Origin of the sequence: Roseovarius azorensis (genome assembly GCF_900109455.1) — a bacterium.
GTDB classification, from domain to species: domain Bacteria; phylum Pseudomonadota; class Alphaproteobacteria; order Rhodobacterales; family Rhodobacteraceae; genus Roseovarius; species Roseovarius azorensis.
Genome location: NZ_FOAG01000013.1, coordinates 33,066 through 50,809 on the forward strand (window position 1 = coordinate 33,066; position 17,744 = coordinate 50,809).

The 17,744-nt window shown below is 66.1% G+C and carries 18 protein-coding genes and 1 pseudogene; 9 read left to right on the forward strand and 10 right to left on the reverse strand.

The window, feature by feature from the left end; all coding sequences use genetic code 11:
- Positions 1-18: 18 nt before the first annotated feature.
- The 10 genes from BSG08_RS16130 to BSG08_RS16175 form a co-directional block, all read right to left on the reverse strand.
- The gene (locus BSG08_RS16130) at positions 19-1,803 is read right to left on the reverse strand and encodes a peptidoglycan D,D-transpeptidase FtsI family protein (protein WP_093038883.1); all 1,785 of its coding nucleotides are present in this window, start codon (positions 1,801-1,803) and stop codon (positions 19-21) included.
- Positions 1,800-2,141 carry a cell division protein FtsL gene (gene ftsL, locus BSG08_RS16135; protein WP_175544810.1) on the reverse strand — a complete coding sequence of 114 codons (342 nt, stop codon included), beginning with the start codon at positions 2,139-2,141 and terminating at the stop codon, positions 1,800-1,802. The genes BSG08_RS16130 and ftsL overlap by 4 nt, the downstream gene beginning before the upstream one ends.
- Positions 2,141-3,133, reverse strand: coding sequence for a 16S rRNA (cytosine(1402)-N(4))-methyltransferase RsmH (rsmH, locus tag BSG08_RS16140; protein ID WP_093038885.1), 993 nt, complete (start codon positions 3,131-3,133; stop codon positions 2,141-2,143). The genes ftsL and rsmH overlap by 1 nt, the downstream gene beginning before the upstream one ends.
- 3 nt (positions 3,134-3,136) lie before the next feature.
- Entirely contained in the window at positions 3,137-3,640 is a 504-nt protein-coding gene (mraZ, locus tag BSG08_RS16145) for a division/cell wall cluster transcriptional repressor MraZ (RefSeq protein ID WP_093038886.1), read from the reverse strand.
- Positions 3,641-4,389: 749 nt separating this feature from the next.
- Positions 4,390-4,902: a GNAT family N-acetyltransferase gene (locus BSG08_RS16150; RefSeq protein ID WP_093038932.1), complete on the reverse strand. Its 513-nt coding sequence runs from the start codon at positions 4,900-4,902 to the stop codon at positions 4,390-4,392.
- 48 nt (positions 4,903-4,950) lie between these two features.
- On the reverse strand, positions 4,951-5,946 hold the full coding sequence (gene acuI, locus BSG08_RS16155; protein ID WP_093038933.1) for an acryloyl-CoA reductase: 996 nt from the start codon (positions 5,944-5,946) through the stop codon (positions 4,951-4,953).
- Positions 5,947-6,053: 107 nt separating this feature from the next.
- Positions 6,054-7,166, reverse strand: a complete 1,113-nt coding sequence (locus tag BSG08_RS16160) for a dimethylsulfoniopropionate demethylase (protein ID WP_093038887.1) — start codon at positions 7,164-7,166, stop codon at positions 6,054-6,056.
- Positions 7,163-7,678 (reverse strand): DinB family protein, encoded by a 516-nt coding sequence (locus BSG08_RS16165; RefSeq protein ID WP_093038888.1) that lies wholly within the window; start codon positions 7,676-7,678, stop codon positions 7,163-7,165. The genes BSG08_RS16160 and BSG08_RS16165 overlap by 4 nt, the downstream gene beginning before the upstream one ends.
- A complete protein-coding gene (locus tag BSG08_RS16170; protein ID WP_093038889.1) occupies positions 7,678-8,307 on the reverse strand; it encodes a DUF1326 domain-containing protein in 630 nt (209 codons plus the stop codon). Before BSG08_RS16170 ends, BSG08_RS16165 begins: the two co-directional genes overlap by 1 nt.
- Positions 8,308-8,323: 16 nt before the next feature.
- Positions 8,324-9,058 (reverse strand): DUF2182 domain-containing protein, encoded by a 735-nt coding sequence (locus BSG08_RS16175; RefSeq protein WP_093038890.1) that lies wholly within the window; start codon positions 9,056-9,058, stop codon positions 8,324-8,326.
- Positions 9,059-9,142: 84 nt separating this feature from the next.
- On the opposite strand from BSG08_RS16175, the gene BSG08_RS16180 reads away from it, so the two are divergent.
- The 9 genes and pseudogenes from BSG08_RS16180 (at position 9,143) to BSG08_RS16220 (ending at position 17,623) form a co-directional block, all read left to right on the forward strand.
- Positions 9,143-9,883 carry a FadR/GntR family transcriptional regulator gene (locus BSG08_RS16180; protein WP_093038891.1) on the forward strand — a complete coding sequence of 247 codons (741 nt, stop codon included), beginning with the start codon at positions 9,143-9,145 and terminating at the stop codon, positions 9,881-9,883.
- 281 nt (positions 9,884-10,164) lie between these two features.
- Entirely contained in the window at positions 10,165-11,067 is a 903-nt protein-coding gene (locus BSG08_RS16185; protein WP_093038892.1) for a 5-bromo-4-chloroindolyl phosphate hydrolysis family protein, read from the forward strand.
- A gap of 12 nt (positions 11,068-11,079) precedes the next feature.
- Positions 11,080-12,279 carry a toxic anion resistance protein gene (locus BSG08_RS16190; protein WP_093038893.1) on the forward strand — a complete coding sequence of 400 codons (1,200 nt, stop codon included), beginning with the start codon at positions 11,080-11,082 and terminating at the stop codon, positions 12,277-12,279.
- 7 nt (positions 12,280-12,286) lie between these two features.
- Positions 12,287-13,225 (forward strand): DUF2927 domain-containing protein, encoded by a 939-nt coding sequence (locus BSG08_RS16195; RefSeq protein ID WP_175544811.1) that lies wholly within the window; start codon positions 12,287-12,289, stop codon positions 13,223-13,225.
- A 23-nt stretch (positions 13,226-13,248) separates the two neighbouring features.
- Positions 13,249-14,354: pseudogene (locus BSG08_RS16200) on the forward strand (SPFH domain-containing protein).
- Between the two features lie 4 nt (positions 14,355-14,358).
- A complete protein-coding gene (locus BSG08_RS16205; protein ID WP_093038894.1) occupies positions 14,359-14,781 on the forward strand; it encodes a hypothetical protein in 423 nt (140 codons plus the stop codon).
- 6 nt (positions 14,782-14,787) lie between these two features.
- The gene (locus tag BSG08_RS16210; RefSeq protein ID WP_093038895.1) at positions 14,788-15,909 is read left to right on the forward strand and encodes a TFIIB-type zinc ribbon-containing protein; all 1,122 of its coding nucleotides are present in this window, start codon (positions 14,788-14,790) and stop codon (positions 15,907-15,909) included.
- Positions 15,909-16,952, forward strand: a complete 1,044-nt coding sequence (locus BSG08_RS16215; protein ID WP_093038896.1) for a trans-3-hydroxy-L-proline dehydratase — start codon at positions 15,909-15,911, stop codon at positions 16,950-16,952. The genes BSG08_RS16210 and BSG08_RS16215 overlap by 1 nt, the downstream gene beginning before the upstream one ends.
- Complete coding sequence (locus tag BSG08_RS16220; protein ID WP_093038897.1) at positions 16,949-17,623, forward strand: nitroreductase; 675 nt, start codon at positions 16,949-16,951, stop codon at positions 17,621-17,623. Before BSG08_RS16215 ends, BSG08_RS16220 begins: the two co-directional genes overlap by 4 nt.
- Positions 17,624-17,744 lie beyond the last annotated feature (121 nt).

A 17,744-nucleotide genomic window follows, 5' to 3' on the forward strand; every position in this document is an offset into this window, starting at 1 on the left:
ACGCTGCCCCGTTGCCGTTCAATTGGATGCCTGCCTTATAGCAGCCAGTTCCCCGGGTTCAATCTCGGGTCGCAGCCCCAGCAGCGGAGCGACGCGGCGGATGATCTCTGCGGCAACCGGCACCGCGGTCCAGCCCGCGGTGCGGCGCGGCTCGTCTCCGGATGTCTCGACCGGCTCGTCCAGCGCGACCACCAGCACATATTGCGGGTCATGTGCCGGGAAAAAGCTGGCAAAGGTCGCGATCACCTTGTCCTTTTCATAACCCTTGCCGTTGATCCGGGGCTTGTCGGCGGTGCCGGTCTTGCCAGCCACCGCATAGCCCGGCACCTCGCCCAGGCTCGCGGTGCCGCCGGCCACCACCTCGCGCAGCATCCCGCGCATCGCGGCGGCGGTCTGTTCCGAAATGACCCGTTCGCCCGGCCCCTGTGCGCCACCATGCAGCAGGGTCGGTGTGACGCGCCGCCCACCGTTGGCGATCGTGGCATAGGCGGCGGCCAGATGCATCGGGCTGGTCGAAAACCCGTGGCCATAGGAAATCGTCATTGTCGACAGTTCCGACCATTTCGCCGGCAAGAGCGGCTTGCTGCCCGCCGCCTCGGTGATCTCGACGGGTGAGGCTTCCATGAACCCCAGCTTTTCCAGAAACGCGCGCTGCCGCACGCCCCCGATCTCCATGGCGATCCGCGCCGTGCCCACGTTCGAGGACTTGACGATCACATTGGTCACCGACTGTTCCGGCCCGTAATTGCGGAAATCGCGGATCCGGAACTTGCCCCATGCCATCGGCGTCTTGGTGTTGATCACCGTGTCGGGCGTCACCAGCCCCAGATCCAGTGCCTGCGCCACGGCAAAGACCTTGAACGTGCTGCCCAGCTCATAAACCCCCTGCACCGCGCGGTTGAACAGCGGACTGTCATCGGGCCGCCCCGTCACCGGCAGCGCGGGCCGGTCGTTGGGATCGAAATCCGGCAGCGAGGCCACAGCGACAACCTCGCCGGTCCCCACCTCCATCAGAATGCCCGCCGCGCCCCTGGCATTCATGATCTTCATGCCGCCCAGCAGAACACGCTCCATCGCCGCCTGCACCGACAGGTCGAGCGACAGCACCAGCGGTTCGTTCGAGCGGCCCGGATCGCGCAGCCGCTCGTCATGGAACTTCTCGACGCCCGCCACGCCCACAACCTCGGCGGCATGCACCCCTTCACGACCGAAACTCGCCCCGCCCAGCACATGCGCGGCCAGCCGCCCGTTGGGATAGAGCCGCATCTCGCGCGGTCCGAACAGCAGCCCCGGCTCGCCAATGTCATGCACCGCCTGCTGCTGCTCGGGACTCAGTTTCTTCTTGATCCACAGGAACTTGCGCGTGCCGGTAAAATCCTTCAGCAGCCGGTCGCGGTTGAGGTCGGGAAAAATCGCTGCCAGCTTGTCCGCCGCTGTCGCCGGATCGACCATCGTCTGCGGCTGCGCATAAAGACTGTAGGTGTCGAAATTCGTCGCCAGAATACGCCCCTGCCGGTCCACGATATCCGCGCGCTGCGCAAAAATTTCCGCACCCGCCACGCTGGCGCGCGGCTCGGCGGGTTCGGACTGGGCCAGCACCGCCATGCGCCCGCCGACCACGCCAAAGGCGCAGAAGAACATCACCGCCAGCACCAGCAGCCGCCCCTCGGCCCGCCTCCGGGCGCGGTCGCGCATCTCTTCATGGCGCAGGCGGATATTCTCGCGCTCGATGGCATCGGGGTTCTCGCCCCGGCTGCGGGCATCCAGAATACGCGCCAGCGGGCGCAGTGGCGTGCGGATCATGGCTCCTGCTCCATGGTCGAGACATCAATCGAATTGGTGATCGGCAGCACCGGCGCCGGATAGGCGACCTGATCAATCCGCCCGAACTGATGCGGTTGCAGCGGCAACAGACCCAGTCGGTCGTAATTGATCTCGACCAGATCCATCAGCCGCTCGGGACGGTTCAGATAGGCCCATTCGGCATTGAGCACCCGCAGCCGCTGCCGCGCCTCGCCGATCTCGGCCTGCAACTGCTCGGCGCGCGCCAGCGCCTCCTGCGTGCGGTAATTCTCGCGATAGGCCCAGAACGCCAGGCCGATCACCGCCAGCGTCGTCACTGCGAATAACAGGCTGCGCATTATCTTTCCCCCTTGAGAAGCGGCATGCCGATGGATGCGCGGTCGGTGCGCCCCGGCGGGGCCTCCGTCCGCACCGCAACCCGCAGCTTGGCGCTGCGCGATCGCGGATTTTCAGCCAGTTCCTGCGGATCCGGCCCGATCGCCTTGCGCGATTTCAGTTTGAATTGCGGCGCCTTGCGCAGAGTCGCGGGCGCGTGGCGACTGCCGGCGCCACCGCCGCCCGACCGGTCCTGCAGGAACCGCTTGACCATCCGATCCTCGATGGAATGAAATGTCACCACCGCCAGATACCCGCCGGGGACCAGCGCACGCTCCGCCGCCTCCAGCCCGCCCAGAAGTGCTCCATATTCGTCATTCACCGCGATCCGGATCGCCTGGAACGTGCGTGTCGCGGGATGCACCTGACCGGGTTTGGGGCGCGGCAGACACCGCTCGACGATCCCCGCTAGATGCAGCGTCGTCTCGATCCGCCCAGCCTCGCGCGCCTTGACGATCGCCCGCGCGATGCGCCGGCTCGCGCGTTCCTCGCCGTAAAGATAGAGGATATCGGCCAGTTCGCCCTCGTCGGCGGTATTGACCATATCGGCGGCACTCGGCCCCTCCTGGCTCATCCGCATGTCGAGCGGACCGTCCTTCTGAAAGGAAAAACCCCGCGCCGCCTGATCAAGCTGCATCGACGACACCCCCAGATCAAGCACCACCCCGTCCAGCCCTTCGGCATGCTGATCCAACTGCGCGAAATTGCCTTGCACCAGCCGCAACCGCCCGCCATAGGGTGCGCCCCACTCCGCCGCCATCTCCAGCGCCAGCGGATCGCGGTCCACCCCGATCACCTCGCGCGCTCCCGCCTCCAGCAGCGCCCGCGCATAGCCCCCTGCGCCCAGCGTGCCGTCCAGCCAGACCCCGCGCACCGGCGCCACGGCGGCAATCAGCGGACGCAACAGAACCGGGATATGCGGGTCAGTGTCCTTGGGGGCGGCGGCAGCGGCCATGGCTCACCCCTCTTGCGGTCGATCCAGCAGGATCAGCGGATCGAAATCTTCCGGGAACCCGTCCAGCCAGGTCTCGGTCCGGGCCAGTTCCTCGGCCTCGTAGGTCTCGGGCTTCCAGATCTGAAACGTATCGCCCGCCGCGATGAAAAACGCCTCGCCCTCAAGGTCGATCTTCTTGCGCAGCTTGGCGGGCAGCACCAACCGCCCGGTCTCGTCCACGCTCGTGGGATAGCTCTGGCCGTGGAACAGCCGTTGCACCATCTTGCGTTCGTTCGAACCGCGCGGCAGAGCGGCGATCTTGGCGTCCACTTCCTCCATCGCCTCGACGGTGTAGCATTCCAGGTAATGCCGCCGGTGATCGCCGTAGACGATGATGAGTTCGGGGTTCAGTCCCTCTTTCCAGTTCGGATCCGAGGCCTCGATCACACGGCGGAACAGGGCCGGGATCGACACCCTGCCCTTTCCATCCACCTTGTGGAGACTTTCGCCCCTGAATATCCGGCCCACTGTCCCGCTGGTCCTTGTGCCTGCCCCCTCGAGTTTCCAGCCCCTCGGATACGAAACGGCGGGTTGATCTGCTGCCACCGATCAACCCGCCGCCCTCGTCCCGCATCGCGGGGGGTGTCCGACTGCGCGCGCCACCTGGGGGGATGTCTGCTCGCCCGCGCGCCGGATCTCATTGTTCGATGAAAGCGGGTGCCTGTATGAAACCTGACTTGGGAGTTTTCGGGGTCTTGCTGCCCCTCTTTGATCCCGTTCTCATCGTGCATCATGGATACTATGGGAATTTATCCCATGGCAATGATTTTTTGCACAAGCTGGCATAGGATATTGTTTAGAATGACCCTATCGAGCAAGATTATGTGGTCACTTCAATCAAAAATACACCTTATGTTGTATGTTTATAGATTTAAATAACAATATATGTAAAAACTACAGTGAAATATGATTTCCCATCATTTCCCAAGATTATTTCACATACTTGGCAAAAAAGGCCGCTCAGACCTCCCGGCCAGCCACATGACTCCACCAGGGCAGCCAAAATTCGACCTTTTCTCCCGAGTGATTCGCCCGTTTCCGGCATCTGACGTCCGCACATCCCCGACCGTCCCATACATTCCCGCAGGACACGGGGAAGCCTGCCCTCCCGAATGGGATTTCAGACCTTCACCTTCAGGACAACATGCCCCGCGTGACGCGCCGGTCCAAATGTTCGGATCAGGAAGGGATCATACGGACCCCGGCGGGGCTGCGCGTCAAGTCTCGGGCGCCAGCCATTTGAACATCACCCGCGCATCGACTAGTCCGGCCTGCGGATGACGAAAGGCGCGCGGCAGGCGGCCCACCGTCTCGAACCCGAGGCTCTGCCACAGCGCGATCGCACCACGGTTGGTCTCGACCACGAAATTGAACTGCATCGCCAGATAGCCCATGGCCCGCGCCTCATCCTGCGAATGCAGACACATCGCCCGCGCGATCCCCTGCCCCCGCGCAGCCTCGCCGACCATGTAGCCGCAGTTGCAGACATGCGCGCCGCCACCCGCCTGATTGGTCTTGAGGGTATAGGTGCCCAGCACCTCTCCATCCCGCTCGGCGACATAGGTGGCGCGAGGCTGGTGCATCCACAGATCGCGCACCGTTTCCCGTGTCAGACCGGGATCAAGAGCATAGGTATCCCCCGCCCGGATCACATCGCGCACAATCGGCCAGAGCGCGGCGAAATCGTCCTCGCGCGCCAGCCGGATGCAAGGCTCTGCTTGATCCGTCATCATCCCCCCGACCCCTCTCACTCGCAGTCGGTTGGCCTATACCAGACCTCAGGCGCTGACATCCACCACAACACGACCCCGGACCTGCCCTTTCAGGATATCCGCGCCCAATTGTGGCAGATCGGCCAGTGTCGCGGGCACGATCATCGCCTCCAGCCTGTCCATCGGCAGATCGCGCGCGATCCGCTCCCAGGCCCGCACCCGGTTAGCATAGGGCTGCATCACGCTGTCGATACCCAGCAGGTTCACCCCCCGCAGGATAAAGGGCGTGATCAGCGCCCCCTCGATCGCCGGACCACCCGCCAGACCGATGGCCGCGACCGAGGTGCCGTATTTCATCTGCTTGAGCACCCGGCCCAGCATCGCCCCGGCGACGGCATCGACGCAGCCCGCCCATTGCTCGCTCTCCAGCGGTTTTTTCGTGACCTCGGCGAATTCCTCGCGCGGCACGATCCGGCTGGCCCCCAGCCCGCGCAAATACTCTTCCTGCCCGGTCCGCCCGGTGACCGCCACTACCTCATGACCCAGATGCGCAAGGATCGCGGTCGCCACCGACCCGACGCCACCCGCCGCCCCGGTCACCAGAACCGGCCCGTGCCCCGGCGCCAGCCCGTGATCCTCCAGCGCCATCACCGCCAGCATCGCGGTGAAACCGGCGGTGCCCACCGCCATCGCCGCCCGCGTATCCACCCCCTCGGGCAGCGGCACCAGCCAGTCGGCCCTCACCCGCGCCTTCTGGCTGTAACCGCCCCAATGCGCCTCGCCCACGCGCCAGCCGGTCAGCACCACCCTGTCGCCGGACCTGTAGCGCGCGTCCTCGCTCGCCTCGACCGTTCCGGCGAGATCGATTCCCGGCACATGCGGATACTTGCGCACCAGCCCCCCGCCCGGCCCGATGCACAGACCGTCCTTGTAATTCAGCGTGGAATATTCGACCGCCACGGTCACCTCCGCATGCGGCAGATCCTCCAGCGCCAACTCCTTCACCCCGGCGCTCGTCCTGCCGCTCTCTTCGTCCTTCTCGACGACCAATGCCCTGAACATTTCAATCTCCTTTTTCCACGCAGAGCCCATGCCCCGCTTCATCTGGCCCAAAATGCCTCGGGGGAGCCGCCCGGAACGGGCGACGGGGGCAGCGCCCCCGACCCTGCTCAGGCCCAGAACCCCTTTTGAACCACTCCGCGCCGCTCGCCGTCCGGCGCCAGCACGCGCAACTCCGTACCCGCCTCCCAATGGGTCATCCGCACCATGCCAATCGACACATTGGTCCGGAAATCCGGCGACCACGCCGCCGAACTGACCCGGCCCACGCGGTGGCCCCTCTCCGACAGGACCGGCCACCATTCCCTGCAACCCGGCACCGGAGCGCCGTCAATGGCGATGGCACAGATCTGCTGCACCGGCCCTTCCTTTGCCACCCTGAGCAGCGCGTCGCGCCCGATACAGCCGATGGCAGTGGCGGTGTTGCAGAACCGCCCCAGCCCGCATTCATGCGGCGTGTTGTCGTCGGTCATGTCATTGCCATAACTCAGCAATCCACCCTCGATCCGCTCGATCAGGTTGGGACATCCGGCGTGCACGTCCCACGGGCGCCCCGCCTCCATCAGCGCGTTCCACAGCGGCATGCCCGTTTCGCCGCCCTCCACATAGATCTCGTAGCCCCCCTGCTTGGAATAGCCCGAGCGCGCGACCACCATGTCGCGGCCCTGGAAATCGAAATGCCCGAAGCGAAAGAACCGTATGTCGCGCACCGCGTCGCCAAACACCGCCGCCATCAGATCGTCGGCGCGCGGCCCCTGGACCGCGAGCGGACTCACATCCGGCTCGTCCACCAGAACATCCAGCCGCCAGCCATGCGCGATCCCCTTGACCCAGTAGAGCAGATCGGAATCCGCGATCGAAATCCACCAGCGATCCTCCGCCAGCTTGACCGCCACCGGATCGTTCAGCATGCCTCCGGTTTCGTCCACGATGGGCACATAATAGCACTGCCCCGCCATCATGCCACGCAGATCGCGCGGCGTCAGCATCTGCATCAGGCGGCCCGCATCCGGTCCGCGCAACTCGACCTGCCGCTCACAGGCCACGTCCCAGACCTGCACCGCTTCCTTGAGATGCCGGTAATCCTCCTCGACCGAGCGAAACACCGTCGGCAGCAGCATGTGGTTATAGACCGTGTAGGCCCGGACGCCCGCCGCCTCGACACCTTCGGAGAACGGCGTGCGGCGCAACCGCCGCGACAGGGACAACAGGGGGGCGTTCATTCGATGTCCTCGGGCATGAAGGCAAGATCCGTTTCCGGCGCGGCCAGCCCCGCGCGCGTCAGCATCGCATGGACCTGCCCCCGGTGGTGGGTCTGATGGTTGAACATATGGGTGACGCACAGTGCCAGCGGGCGGCTGATCCCGGCCCCCTTCACGGCGGAATGCCAGGTCAGATCGCCGGTCAGGTCGATACTGAGCAGATCGCGCGCCCAGGCCGAAATCCGGCCATCGAGTGCAAAGCGCTCGGCGCTCCACGCCGCCCCCGTGGGGGTCAGCGCGGTGCCCTCGGCGATCCCGCCCCCGGGCGGCTCGACGCCCGCCCCGAACCGGTTCAGCCACAGCCGGTCCGCCCAGAGCAGATGGTTGAGCGTGCCCAGGATCGAACCGAAATGCGCCCCGTGATCCTCGGTCAGCAGCTTGAGGCTGACGCCGTCCACCGCCCGCATGATCTGTGCATTCTGCCAGCCGTTATAGCGCGCCATCAGGCGCACATGATCCGCCGTCAGCAGCATCAGCGCGGTCCTTTCCAGTCGATCTGGCAAATCTCCGCGCTGCGCCCGTCGAAATCCCACACCCGGCCAAAGGCGCGCACCCGGCCCTTGGTGGCGGTGGCCACGGTGATATCCGGACCCATCCAGTATTCGGTGTTGGTCACGACGATATCGCGGCCGCCATGCCCCTCGACGGGCACCACCTCGCCCTGAATCTTCTTGCCCACCATCAGCCGCCGCGCCTTGCCTTCGGTCTCGAAGACGACCGGCGCGCGTTCGGCGCCCAGAAATTCGCTCACCAGCATGCTGAACAGCCCGGTCGTGCCCCGCGCACGGCCGGAAAAGATGTTGACCAGCGCGTCATAGGCCGCCTCGCTCGCGCGCTCGTCGATATAGGCGGCGGCCTTCCAGTTGCCGCGCCCCATCAGGCCGGGGATCTCCAGCATCAGGCCAACGTTCAGCCCCGACAGATCCTCGCCGCCATATGTACCCTCGTCGATCCGCACCCCGGCCCAGGCCTGACAATAGCCTTCGGTCGGCGGATGCTTGCCCAGGGAAACCACGCAGGGGCAGAATACCGTGCAGTTGCAGTTGAGGATCAGCTCCCCCTTGATCGTCCAGGGCACCGTGCCCACATCGTCCAATGCCATTTTCCGGCCTCCTCTCTCAGATTGACGTGAACAGAACCCAGACCGACGCGGCCAGAAGGCCCGCGCCCAACGGCCGTGTCAGATACCGCCCCAGATCGGGCAGCTTCTCCAGCACCATGATCACCGTCGCCAGTCCCATGAAGGCAAGGTTCATCACACCGCCCACAAACGCCAGCGTCATCAGCGCCCAGCAGCACCCCAGACAGACCAGCCCCAGCCGCACGCCATTGCGCAGCGCGCCCTCGTCCCAGTACTGCATGAAGAACGACAGCGGGCGGCGACACCTTGACAGACACGCCTCCTTGACCGGACTGAACTGATAGGCCCCGGCCACGGCCAGCAACCCCGCCGACATCAGTCCCGACCGGCTGTCGCCGAACGCGCTCAGCAAACCGCCATGAAACAGCGCCATCTGCGCCGCCGCCGCCAGCACCGAAAACCCCAGCCACACCGCCAGATACCCCATGACCAGCACGCCGAACCGCGTCTGCCCGGTATGCGCCAGATCCTCATAGGTGGCAAAGGCAGGCAGCGCCGTGGGCGCCATCATCGCCGCCGCCATCAGCGCCCACATCGCCACGATCCCGCCAAAGCCCGCGGCGTCGGGCGTCACGATGCACAGGCTCTGCAGGAAATCCGCGCCATAGATCGTCGCGCCCACGCGCAGATCGGCCGGCAGCGCCATCGCATAAAGCAGCCCCCATGCCCCGATAATGAACCCATAAAGCACCAGCCAGTGCCCCCCGCCCATCCGCCTCACCCGTGCCGCTATCATCGCATCCCCCGGCGACTCACCTCTTGCTTTTAAATTGTCAGACATTTAAATGTAAGACAAATGAAAATTGACCCGGACAACAAGGCCGACCTCTCGGCCCAGATTGCCGAGGCGATCCGCGATGCGATCGTCTCGGGCCAGCTTATCGTCGATGAACGCCTGCCCTCCGAGGCCGAACTTGCCGATCACTTCGCGGTCTCCCGTCCCACCGTACGCGAGGCGCTCAAACGGCTGGCCGCGCAATCGCTGATCCGCACCCAGCGCGGTGCCTTCGGCGGCGCCTTCGTCAACCGTCTCAGCTACCCCGAGGCCTACGGCCAGCAGATCACCACCTCGACGCTGCTGCTCAGCATGAACGCCATCAGCTTCGATACCGCCTGCGAGGCGCGCTATGCGCTGGAACGCGCCTGCACGCCGCTGGCCGCGCGGCGTCGCACCCCCGACACGCTCGCCACCATGCGCGCCGAGATTCACCGCCAGGCCCAGCCGGGGCTGACCGACGAATCCTTCTGCGCCTCCGACGTGGCCTTTCATCGCGCGCTTGTGGACAGCGCGGGCAATCCGGTGCTCTCCTACCAACTCGCGGGCGCGGTCGAGGCGATGCAGCCCCTGATGAACATGATCACCTTCACCGCCCGCTCGCGCGAGGCGATCGTGGGCTTTCACACCCGCATCGCCGACGCGCTCAGCATGCAGGATGCCGAAACCGCGCAGAATGCCCTGACCGAGCTCGAGGCCTATACCCTCACGCTCGGCCGCGATGTCATGGCCGCCCGCTCTGCACCGCGTGCCAGACCCTGACCCCGGCCTCTTCGATACGGCCTGCCGGGGCGGATGGGTTGATCGGGATTTCTTCTTGGCAAAAATACCCGACACGCCGGTTGCACCCTGATGTCAGCATTTACGGACAGAATGGACCGGCTGGCGAAATCTTACCCTAGCAAGCACGATCCCCTTGGCCTAAGTTCACCCTGAACCGCCAAAACCCCCAGAGGCAGCATGAGCGATACCGGACTTCAGAAACTGGCGTTTCTCCTGCTGGTGGTGCTGATCCTGTTCGTCGCCGCCACGGGGGGCGTGTGATGGCGCAGCGTTTTGGCGGCAAATACAGCCCCGACGGCGAGCGCCCGGCGCAGCTCCCCGCCGACCGTGGCAGCTTTCGCGGCGCGCGGCGCACCCGCGCGGGCGGGCGCGTCAACCTGCTCTTCTTCGCGCCCCTGCCGCTCGCCGTGCGCGCCTTTGGCGCTGGCCCGAGCGAACTGGCGCTGAACCTCGCGGCGCTCGGCGTGCTGCTGCTCGCCGCCTGGTTCACCCGCGAGGGAATCCTTGCGCAAGAGGCGTATGAAGCCCGCAGGATCGCCCGCCGCCCGGCCATCCCGCGCAAGATATTCGCCTCCCTGCTCACCGGCGCGGGGCTTGGCCTGGCCGGTTTCGCCGCCAATGGCGGCCTGGCAGAGCCGTTGATCTACGCCCTGCTCGGCAGCGCGCTGCACGGCTTCGCCTTCGGCCCCGATCCGCTCCGCGACAAGGGGATCGAGGGCGTGGACAGCTTGCAGTCCGACCGCGTGGCGCGCGTGGTCGATCAGGCCGAAAGCTATCTCAGGGCGATGACCGACGCGATCGGACGCGCCGGCGACCGGCAGGCCGAGGCCCGGCTGGAGCGGTTCCAGACCACCGTGCGCGACATGCTGCGCACCGTCGAGGACGACCCGCGCGATCTCACCGCCGCGCGCAAATATCTTGGCGTCTACCTGATGGGCGCGCGCGACGCGACGCAGAAATTCGCCGATCTGCACGCTCGCGCCCCCAATCCCGGCGCACGCGACAAGTATCTCAGCCTGCTTTCCGATCTCGAACAGAATTTCACCGCCAAGACCCGCGCACTCATGGCCGACAGCACCACCGATCTCGACATCGAGATCAAGGTGCTGCGCGACCGGCTGGAGCGCGAGGGCGTCCACCTTGAAACCAGAGATTTAGCGTAAAAGGATGATCCCATGTCAGAGACCACCCGCCACAAGGCCGAGGCCGCTCTTGCCGATGTCGAGGCCGTAAGCCGCGCGTTCCTGCCGGAACCCGCCGATGCCGCCGCCATCGTGCCGCTCGATCAGGCCGACGCGCTGGTCAGCGCCGAAATCACCCGCCGCATGGCCGAGATCGACATGGCCGACACGCAATCCATCGTCTCCTTCGGCTCCGCCGCGCAGGCCGAGTTGCAAGAGATATCGCAGGCCATGCTGCAAGGCGTGCGCAACAAGGATGTCGGCCCCGCGGGCGACAGCCTGCGTGGCATCGTGACCACGATCCGCGGCTTTTCGGTCTCCGAACTCGACGTGCGCCGCGAACGCTCGTGGTGGGAAAAACTCCTGGGCCGCGCCGCCCCCTTCGCCAAATTCACCGCCCGCTTCGAACAGGTGCAGGGCCAGATCGACAGGATCACCGACGATCTGCTCAGCCACGAGCACACGCTGTTGAAGGACATCAAATCCCTCGACATGCTCTATGAAAAGACACTGGCCTTCTACGACGAACTGGCGCTCTACATCGCAGCGGGCGAGGCCAAGTTGAAAGAACTGGACAGCAAGGACATTCCCGCCGCCGAGGCCGCCGTCAAGGCCGCGCCAGAAAACGAACAGGTGATGAAGGCGCAGGAACTGCGCGACCTGCGCGCCGCGCGCGACGATCTCGAACGCCGGGTGCATGATCTCAGACTCACCCGGCAGGTGACGATGCAGTCGCTGCCCTCGATCCGCCTCGTGCAGGAAAACGACAAGTCGCTGGTGACCAAGATCAACTCCACCCTCGTCAACACCGTCCCGCTCTGGGAAACCCAGCTGGCGCAGGCCGTCACCATCCAGCGCTCTGCCGAGGCAGCGGCGGCGGTGCGCGACGCCAATGACCTGACCAACGAACTGCTCACCGCCAACGCCAGGAACCTGCGCGACAGCAACAAGCTGATCCGTCAGGAAATGGAGCGCGGCGTGTTTGACATCGAGGCGGTGAAACAGGCCAACGCCGATCTCATCGGCACGATTCAGGAAAGCCTCGCCATCGCCGACGAGGGCAAGGCCAAACGGGCGAAGGCCGAGGAGGACCTGAAAAAGATGGAGAAAGAGCTGCGCGACACGCTCGCCGCCGCCAAGGCCCGGCGCGACGGCGTCGGCGACAATGCAGGCGGCGCCGTGCCAAGGGGCTGATCCGGGCATGCGCGCAGGCGGAACACGATCGGGGCTGCTGGGGCTGGCGCTGCTGGCGCTGGCGGCTTGCGATATCCCCCCTACAGAACCGCGCGCCGACGCGCCCGCCGCCGCGCCGCCCGCGCCGCCCGGCCCCTCGGTCCGCAGTCAGGCGCTGGCCGGCTATTACGCCCGTGTCGAATCCGATCTGCTCGGTCGGGGTCTCCTGCGCACCGATGGCGGCGGGCCGGACACGCCCTACACCCACGCGATGCTCCTGCGCAATTTCGAGCGCATCGTATTCTACGACGAATACGCCCCCGGCGCCGGATACCGCCCCTCTTCGGGTCGTGCGGGCGGGCTGCGCAAATGGACGGGCCCGGTCCGCATCAGCGTCGAATTCGGAGCCTCGGTTCCCGACGAACAGCGCGACAGCGACCGCCACCTTGTGAGCGATTATGCGGCCCGGCTCGCCCGGATCACCCGCCACCCGATCGGCGTGAGCACGGTAAATCCGAACTTTCACGTCCTCTTCATGGGCGAGGATGACCGCGATATCCTTCCTGCCCGCATCCGCCAGATCCTGCCAAATATCGGCGAAAGCACGCTGTCGATCTTCCGCACCATGCCGCGGTCGATCCATTGCCTTGTCGTGGCATTTTCCAGCGGGGGCGGCGATCACACCTATCGCCGCGCCATTGCCCTCATCCGCACCGAACATCCCCCGCTGCTGCGGCAATCCTGCGTACACGAGGAACTGGCGCAGGGGCTGGGCCTTGCCGATGACAGCCCGCAGGCGCGTCCATCGATCTTCAACGACGACGACGAATTCGCCCTGCTCACCAGCCATGACGAGATCCTTCTCGAACTGCTCTACCACCCCGAACTCAAACCCGGCATGACCCCCGACGAAGCCCGCCCGATCGTCCGCCGCCTGCTTGATGCGCGCACAGGCGGTCCGGTCTGACGCCACCACCAAGGAGTTTCCCGATGCCCATTTTCGATTTTCTCTCCGGCCAGTTCATCGACGTCATCCACTGGACCGACGACACGCGCGACACGATGGTCTGGCGGTTCGAGCGCGAGGGGCACGAGATCAAGTATGGCGCGAAACTCACTGTGCGCGAGGGGCAGGCGGCGGTTTTTGTCCACGAAGGACAACTGGCCGATGTCTTCACCCCCGGTCTCTACATGCTCGAAACCAACAACATGCCGATCCTGACCTCGCTGCAACACTGGGATCACGGCTTCAGATCGCCCTTCAAATCCGAGATCTATTTCGTCGCCACCACCCGTTTCACCGATCTGAAATGGGGCACCAAGAACCCGATCATGCTGCGCGACCCGGAATTCGGCCCCACCCGCATCCGCGCCTTCGGCACCTATAGCGTTCGCGTCTCGGACCCGGCCAAATTCATGGCCGAGATCGTCGGCACCGACGGCGAATTCACCATGGACGAGATCAGCTTTCAGATCCGCAACATCATCGTGCAGGCGTTCAGTCGGATCATCGCGGGCTCGGGCATCCCGGTGCTCGACATGGCCGCCAATACCGCCGATCTGGGCAGGTTGGTGGCGGGCGAAATCACTGCCATCGTCGCCGAATACGGCCTCACCATCCCGGAATTCTATATCGAGAACATCTCGCTGCCCCCGAGGTCGAGGCCGCGCTGGACAAGCGCACCTCGATGGGCATCGTCGGCGACCTGGGCCGCTTCACCCAGTATTCCGCCGCCGAGGCGATGACGGCGGCGGCCAAAAACCCCTCTGGCGGCGGCGGCATCGGCGCGGGTCTGGGCATGGGGATGGGCATGGCCATGGCGCAGAACCTCGCGCAGGACGGGCCGTGGGGCGCCCGGCCCGCCGCACAGAAACCGCCCCCGCCCCCGGTCGAACATGTCTGGCACATTGCCGAGAATGGCCAGACCCACGGCCCCTATTCAAAGGCGTCCATGGGCCGCATGGTGACCGAGGGCAAGCTCACCCGCGACACCCATGTCTGGACCGCAGGGCAGGACGGCTGGATGCGCGCCGAGGACGTGACCGAACTGGCGCAGCTCTTCACCATCCTGCCACCGCCACCGCCGGGGGCCTGAGCCGATGCGCCGCCGCGCGACGGTCATCCTGCACTGGCTCAACGCCATCCTGCTGCTCTTCGTGCTGGGCGACGGCGGCGCGACGCTCTGGCTCTCGCTCACCTATGCCGCCACGGCGCTCGGCATGTGCGCCCTCGCGCTGTCGCTTGGCCTGATGAACGGACCGGGACCGAGGCTGGAGGGCGCACTGCGCACCCTGCACCCCTGGCTGCACCGTGCGGTCTACCTCCTGCTCGGCTGGGGAGCCATCGCGCTTGCGGCGCAGGTAACGGGTCACGGCCTGCCTGGCCCCGAGGCGCGCATGCTGCTGCTTGCCCTTCTCGCCGTGATCCTCCTGCATGCCACCTTCAACCTCTGGCGTCACACGGCCCTTGGCGATGGAGCACTCCGCCGCATCACGCCGCGCGCCTTCCATTCCATTCTCTGACCCCGGATGCAGGACACACCGCCCTCCACCCCCGCCGGGACCGAGCACCGCTTTCCCTGCGTCAGCTGCGGCGCGGATTACCACTATGAGCCGGGCCAGACCCGCCTCGTCTGCGATCATTGCGGCGACGTGCAACAGATCGACGCCAGCGCCCCCCGGACCCCGGTCATCCGCGAACTGGATTTCCTCGGCGCGCTGCGCGATCAACTCCCCGCCCAGGAGATCGAGGAAACCCGCGTCACCACCTGCACCAGCTGCGGCGCGCAGGTCGAACTGGGCAGCGACACCCATGCCACCGAATGCCCATTCTGCGCCTCTCCGGTCGTCACCGGCACCGGCACCCACCGCCACATCAAGCCGCGCGCGCTGCTGCCCTTCGCACTGGACGAGACAGCAGCACGCAAAGCCATGACCGACTGGCTGGGCCGCCTCTGGTTCGCGCCGAACGGATTGCAGGACTACGCCCGTCGGGGCCGCCGGATGCAGGGCATCTATGTGCCCTACTGGACCTTCGACGCCGACACGAAATCGCGCTACACCGGCGAACGCGGCACTGTCTATTACGAAACCCGCACCGTCATGCGCGACGGCAAGCGTCAGCAGGTGCAGGTGGCCAAGGTCCGCTGGCGTGCGGTCTCGGGCCGCGTCGCGCGGTTCTTCGACGACGTTCTGGTGCTGGCCTCCGCCTCGCTGCCCAAACGCTTCACCGACGCGCTGGAACCCTGGGATCTGGCGGCGCTTGAGCCCTACATCCCAGAATATCTCGCCGGTTTTCGCGCCGAGGGCTACTCGGTAGATCTCGAAACCGGCTTTGCCGAGGCCCGCGCGCGCATGGATGCGGTGATCGCCCGCGACGTGCGCTTTGACATCGGCGGCGACCGCCAGCGCATTCATGGCATCGACACCGAAATCAGCGCTGTCACCTTCAAGCATATCCTGCTGCCCGTCTGGCTCGCCGCCTACAAATACCGTGGTCGGACTTATCGTTTCGTGGTCAATGGCCGCACCGGGCGCGTGCAGGGCGAACGCCCCTGGTCGGCGTGGAAAATCGCCCTTGCCGTGCTGTTCGGCGCTGTGCTCGCGGGTGCCGCGGGCTATATCATCGCACTCAGCGAAGGAAACTTCTGATGCGCTCCAGCCTTTCTATCCAGATCACCCACGCCCATGCGGGCGGCGAGGTGGGCGATGTCATCACCGGCGGCGTCGCCCCGCCCCCCGGTGCCACCATGTGGGAAAAATCGCGCTTCATCGACCGCGACGACCGCCTGCGCCGCCTTGTCCTGAACGAGCCGCGCGGCGGCGTCTTTCGCCATGTCAACCTGCTGGTGCCGCCCACAGTTCCCCGCGCCGACATGGGCTTCATCATCATGGAACCCTGCGACACCCCGCCGATGTCCGGCTCCAACACGATCTGCGTGGCCACCGTGCTGCTGGAAACCGGCATCCTGCCGATGACCGAGCCCGAAACCCGCCTCACCCTCGAGGCCCCCGGCGGCCTCGTCGCCGTGCGCGCCACCTGCGAGGGTGGGCGCGTCACGCGCATCGCGCTGGAAAACCTGCCCTCCTTCGCGTCCCGCCTCGACACCCCGCTCGATGTCCCGAACCTCGGGCGGATCAGCGTCGACACGGGCTTTGGCGGCGACAGCTTCGTCGTGGTGGACCCCGCCACGCTCGATCTCACGCTCACCCCGTCCAATGCCCGCGCACTGGCCGATCTCGGCACCCGGATCACTCGCGCCGCCACCGATCAGCTGGGGTTTGAGCACCCCGAGAACCCCGACTGGCGGCATATCTCCTTCTGCCTCTTCGCCACCACGCCAGAACGGCAGGGCGATACGCTCCACGCCCGCCACGCCGTCGCCATCCGCCCCGGCAAGATCGACCGTTCCCCCACCGGCACCGGGCTTTCGGTGCGTATGGCCTTGTTGCATGCGCGTGGCCAGATGGCGCAGACCGACAGCTACGCCGCCGCCTCGCTCATCGGCGCGCGCTTTGACGGGCGGATCATCGGCCCCGCCCGTTGCGGCCCGCTCGACGCCATCCGCCCGGAAATCGCCGGTCGGGCATGGATCACCGGGCAATCCACCCTTATGCTCGACCCCGAGGATCCCTGGCCCGAGGGCTACCGGCTCTCGGACACATGGCCCGGCGCAGAGGACACCGCCGAATGACAGAGCATTTTCCGACCCTGCAGACCCTGCTCGACACGCGCTATTCCTGCCGCGCCTTCCTGCCCGACCCGGTGCCGGATGCAACCATCCGCCAGATCGTGCGGGCGGCGGGCCGCGCGCCCTCGTGGTGCAACGCCCAGCCCTGGCAGGTGACAGTGACCCATGGCGCGGAAACCGACCGTTTCCGCGACGCACTTACCCACGCCGTGCAGAACGACACCCCCCGACCCGACCTGCCCTGGCCGCAAAGCTACCCCGGCGCGCATGGCGCCCGACGTCTCGAATGCGGCCTGCAACTCTACGAGGCAGTCGGCATCGCCCGCGCGGACCGCGCCGCGCGCGCCCGGCAGTCGCTGGAAAACTACCGCCTCTTCGGCGCGCCGCATGTCGCGATCCTGCATTCCGAGGCCGAACTCGGCCCCTATGGCGCGATGGACACGGGCGGTTTCGTCACCGCCTTTGCCCTCGCGGCCACAGCCCTAGGGGTCGGCACCATCGCGCAGGCCTCCGTGGCGGCCTACGCGCCGATGATCCGGGCGCATTTCGGCCTGCCCGACAACCGCCTCATCCTCTGCGCCATCTCCTTTGGCCTGCCCGACCCGGACCACCCTGCCAACAGCTTTCGCACCACCCGCGCCGACCTCGACGAAATCTACGACCCGCGCGGCTGACACCTGTCCGAACCTTCCATCTCGACCGCAAAATAGCCTGAAGAGGGCGTTGGCCCCGAGCAATGAGTTGAGGCGTTGCAAATGCGCCCGCCCGTCACGCCAGAGGCGTGCCGAGAATAGC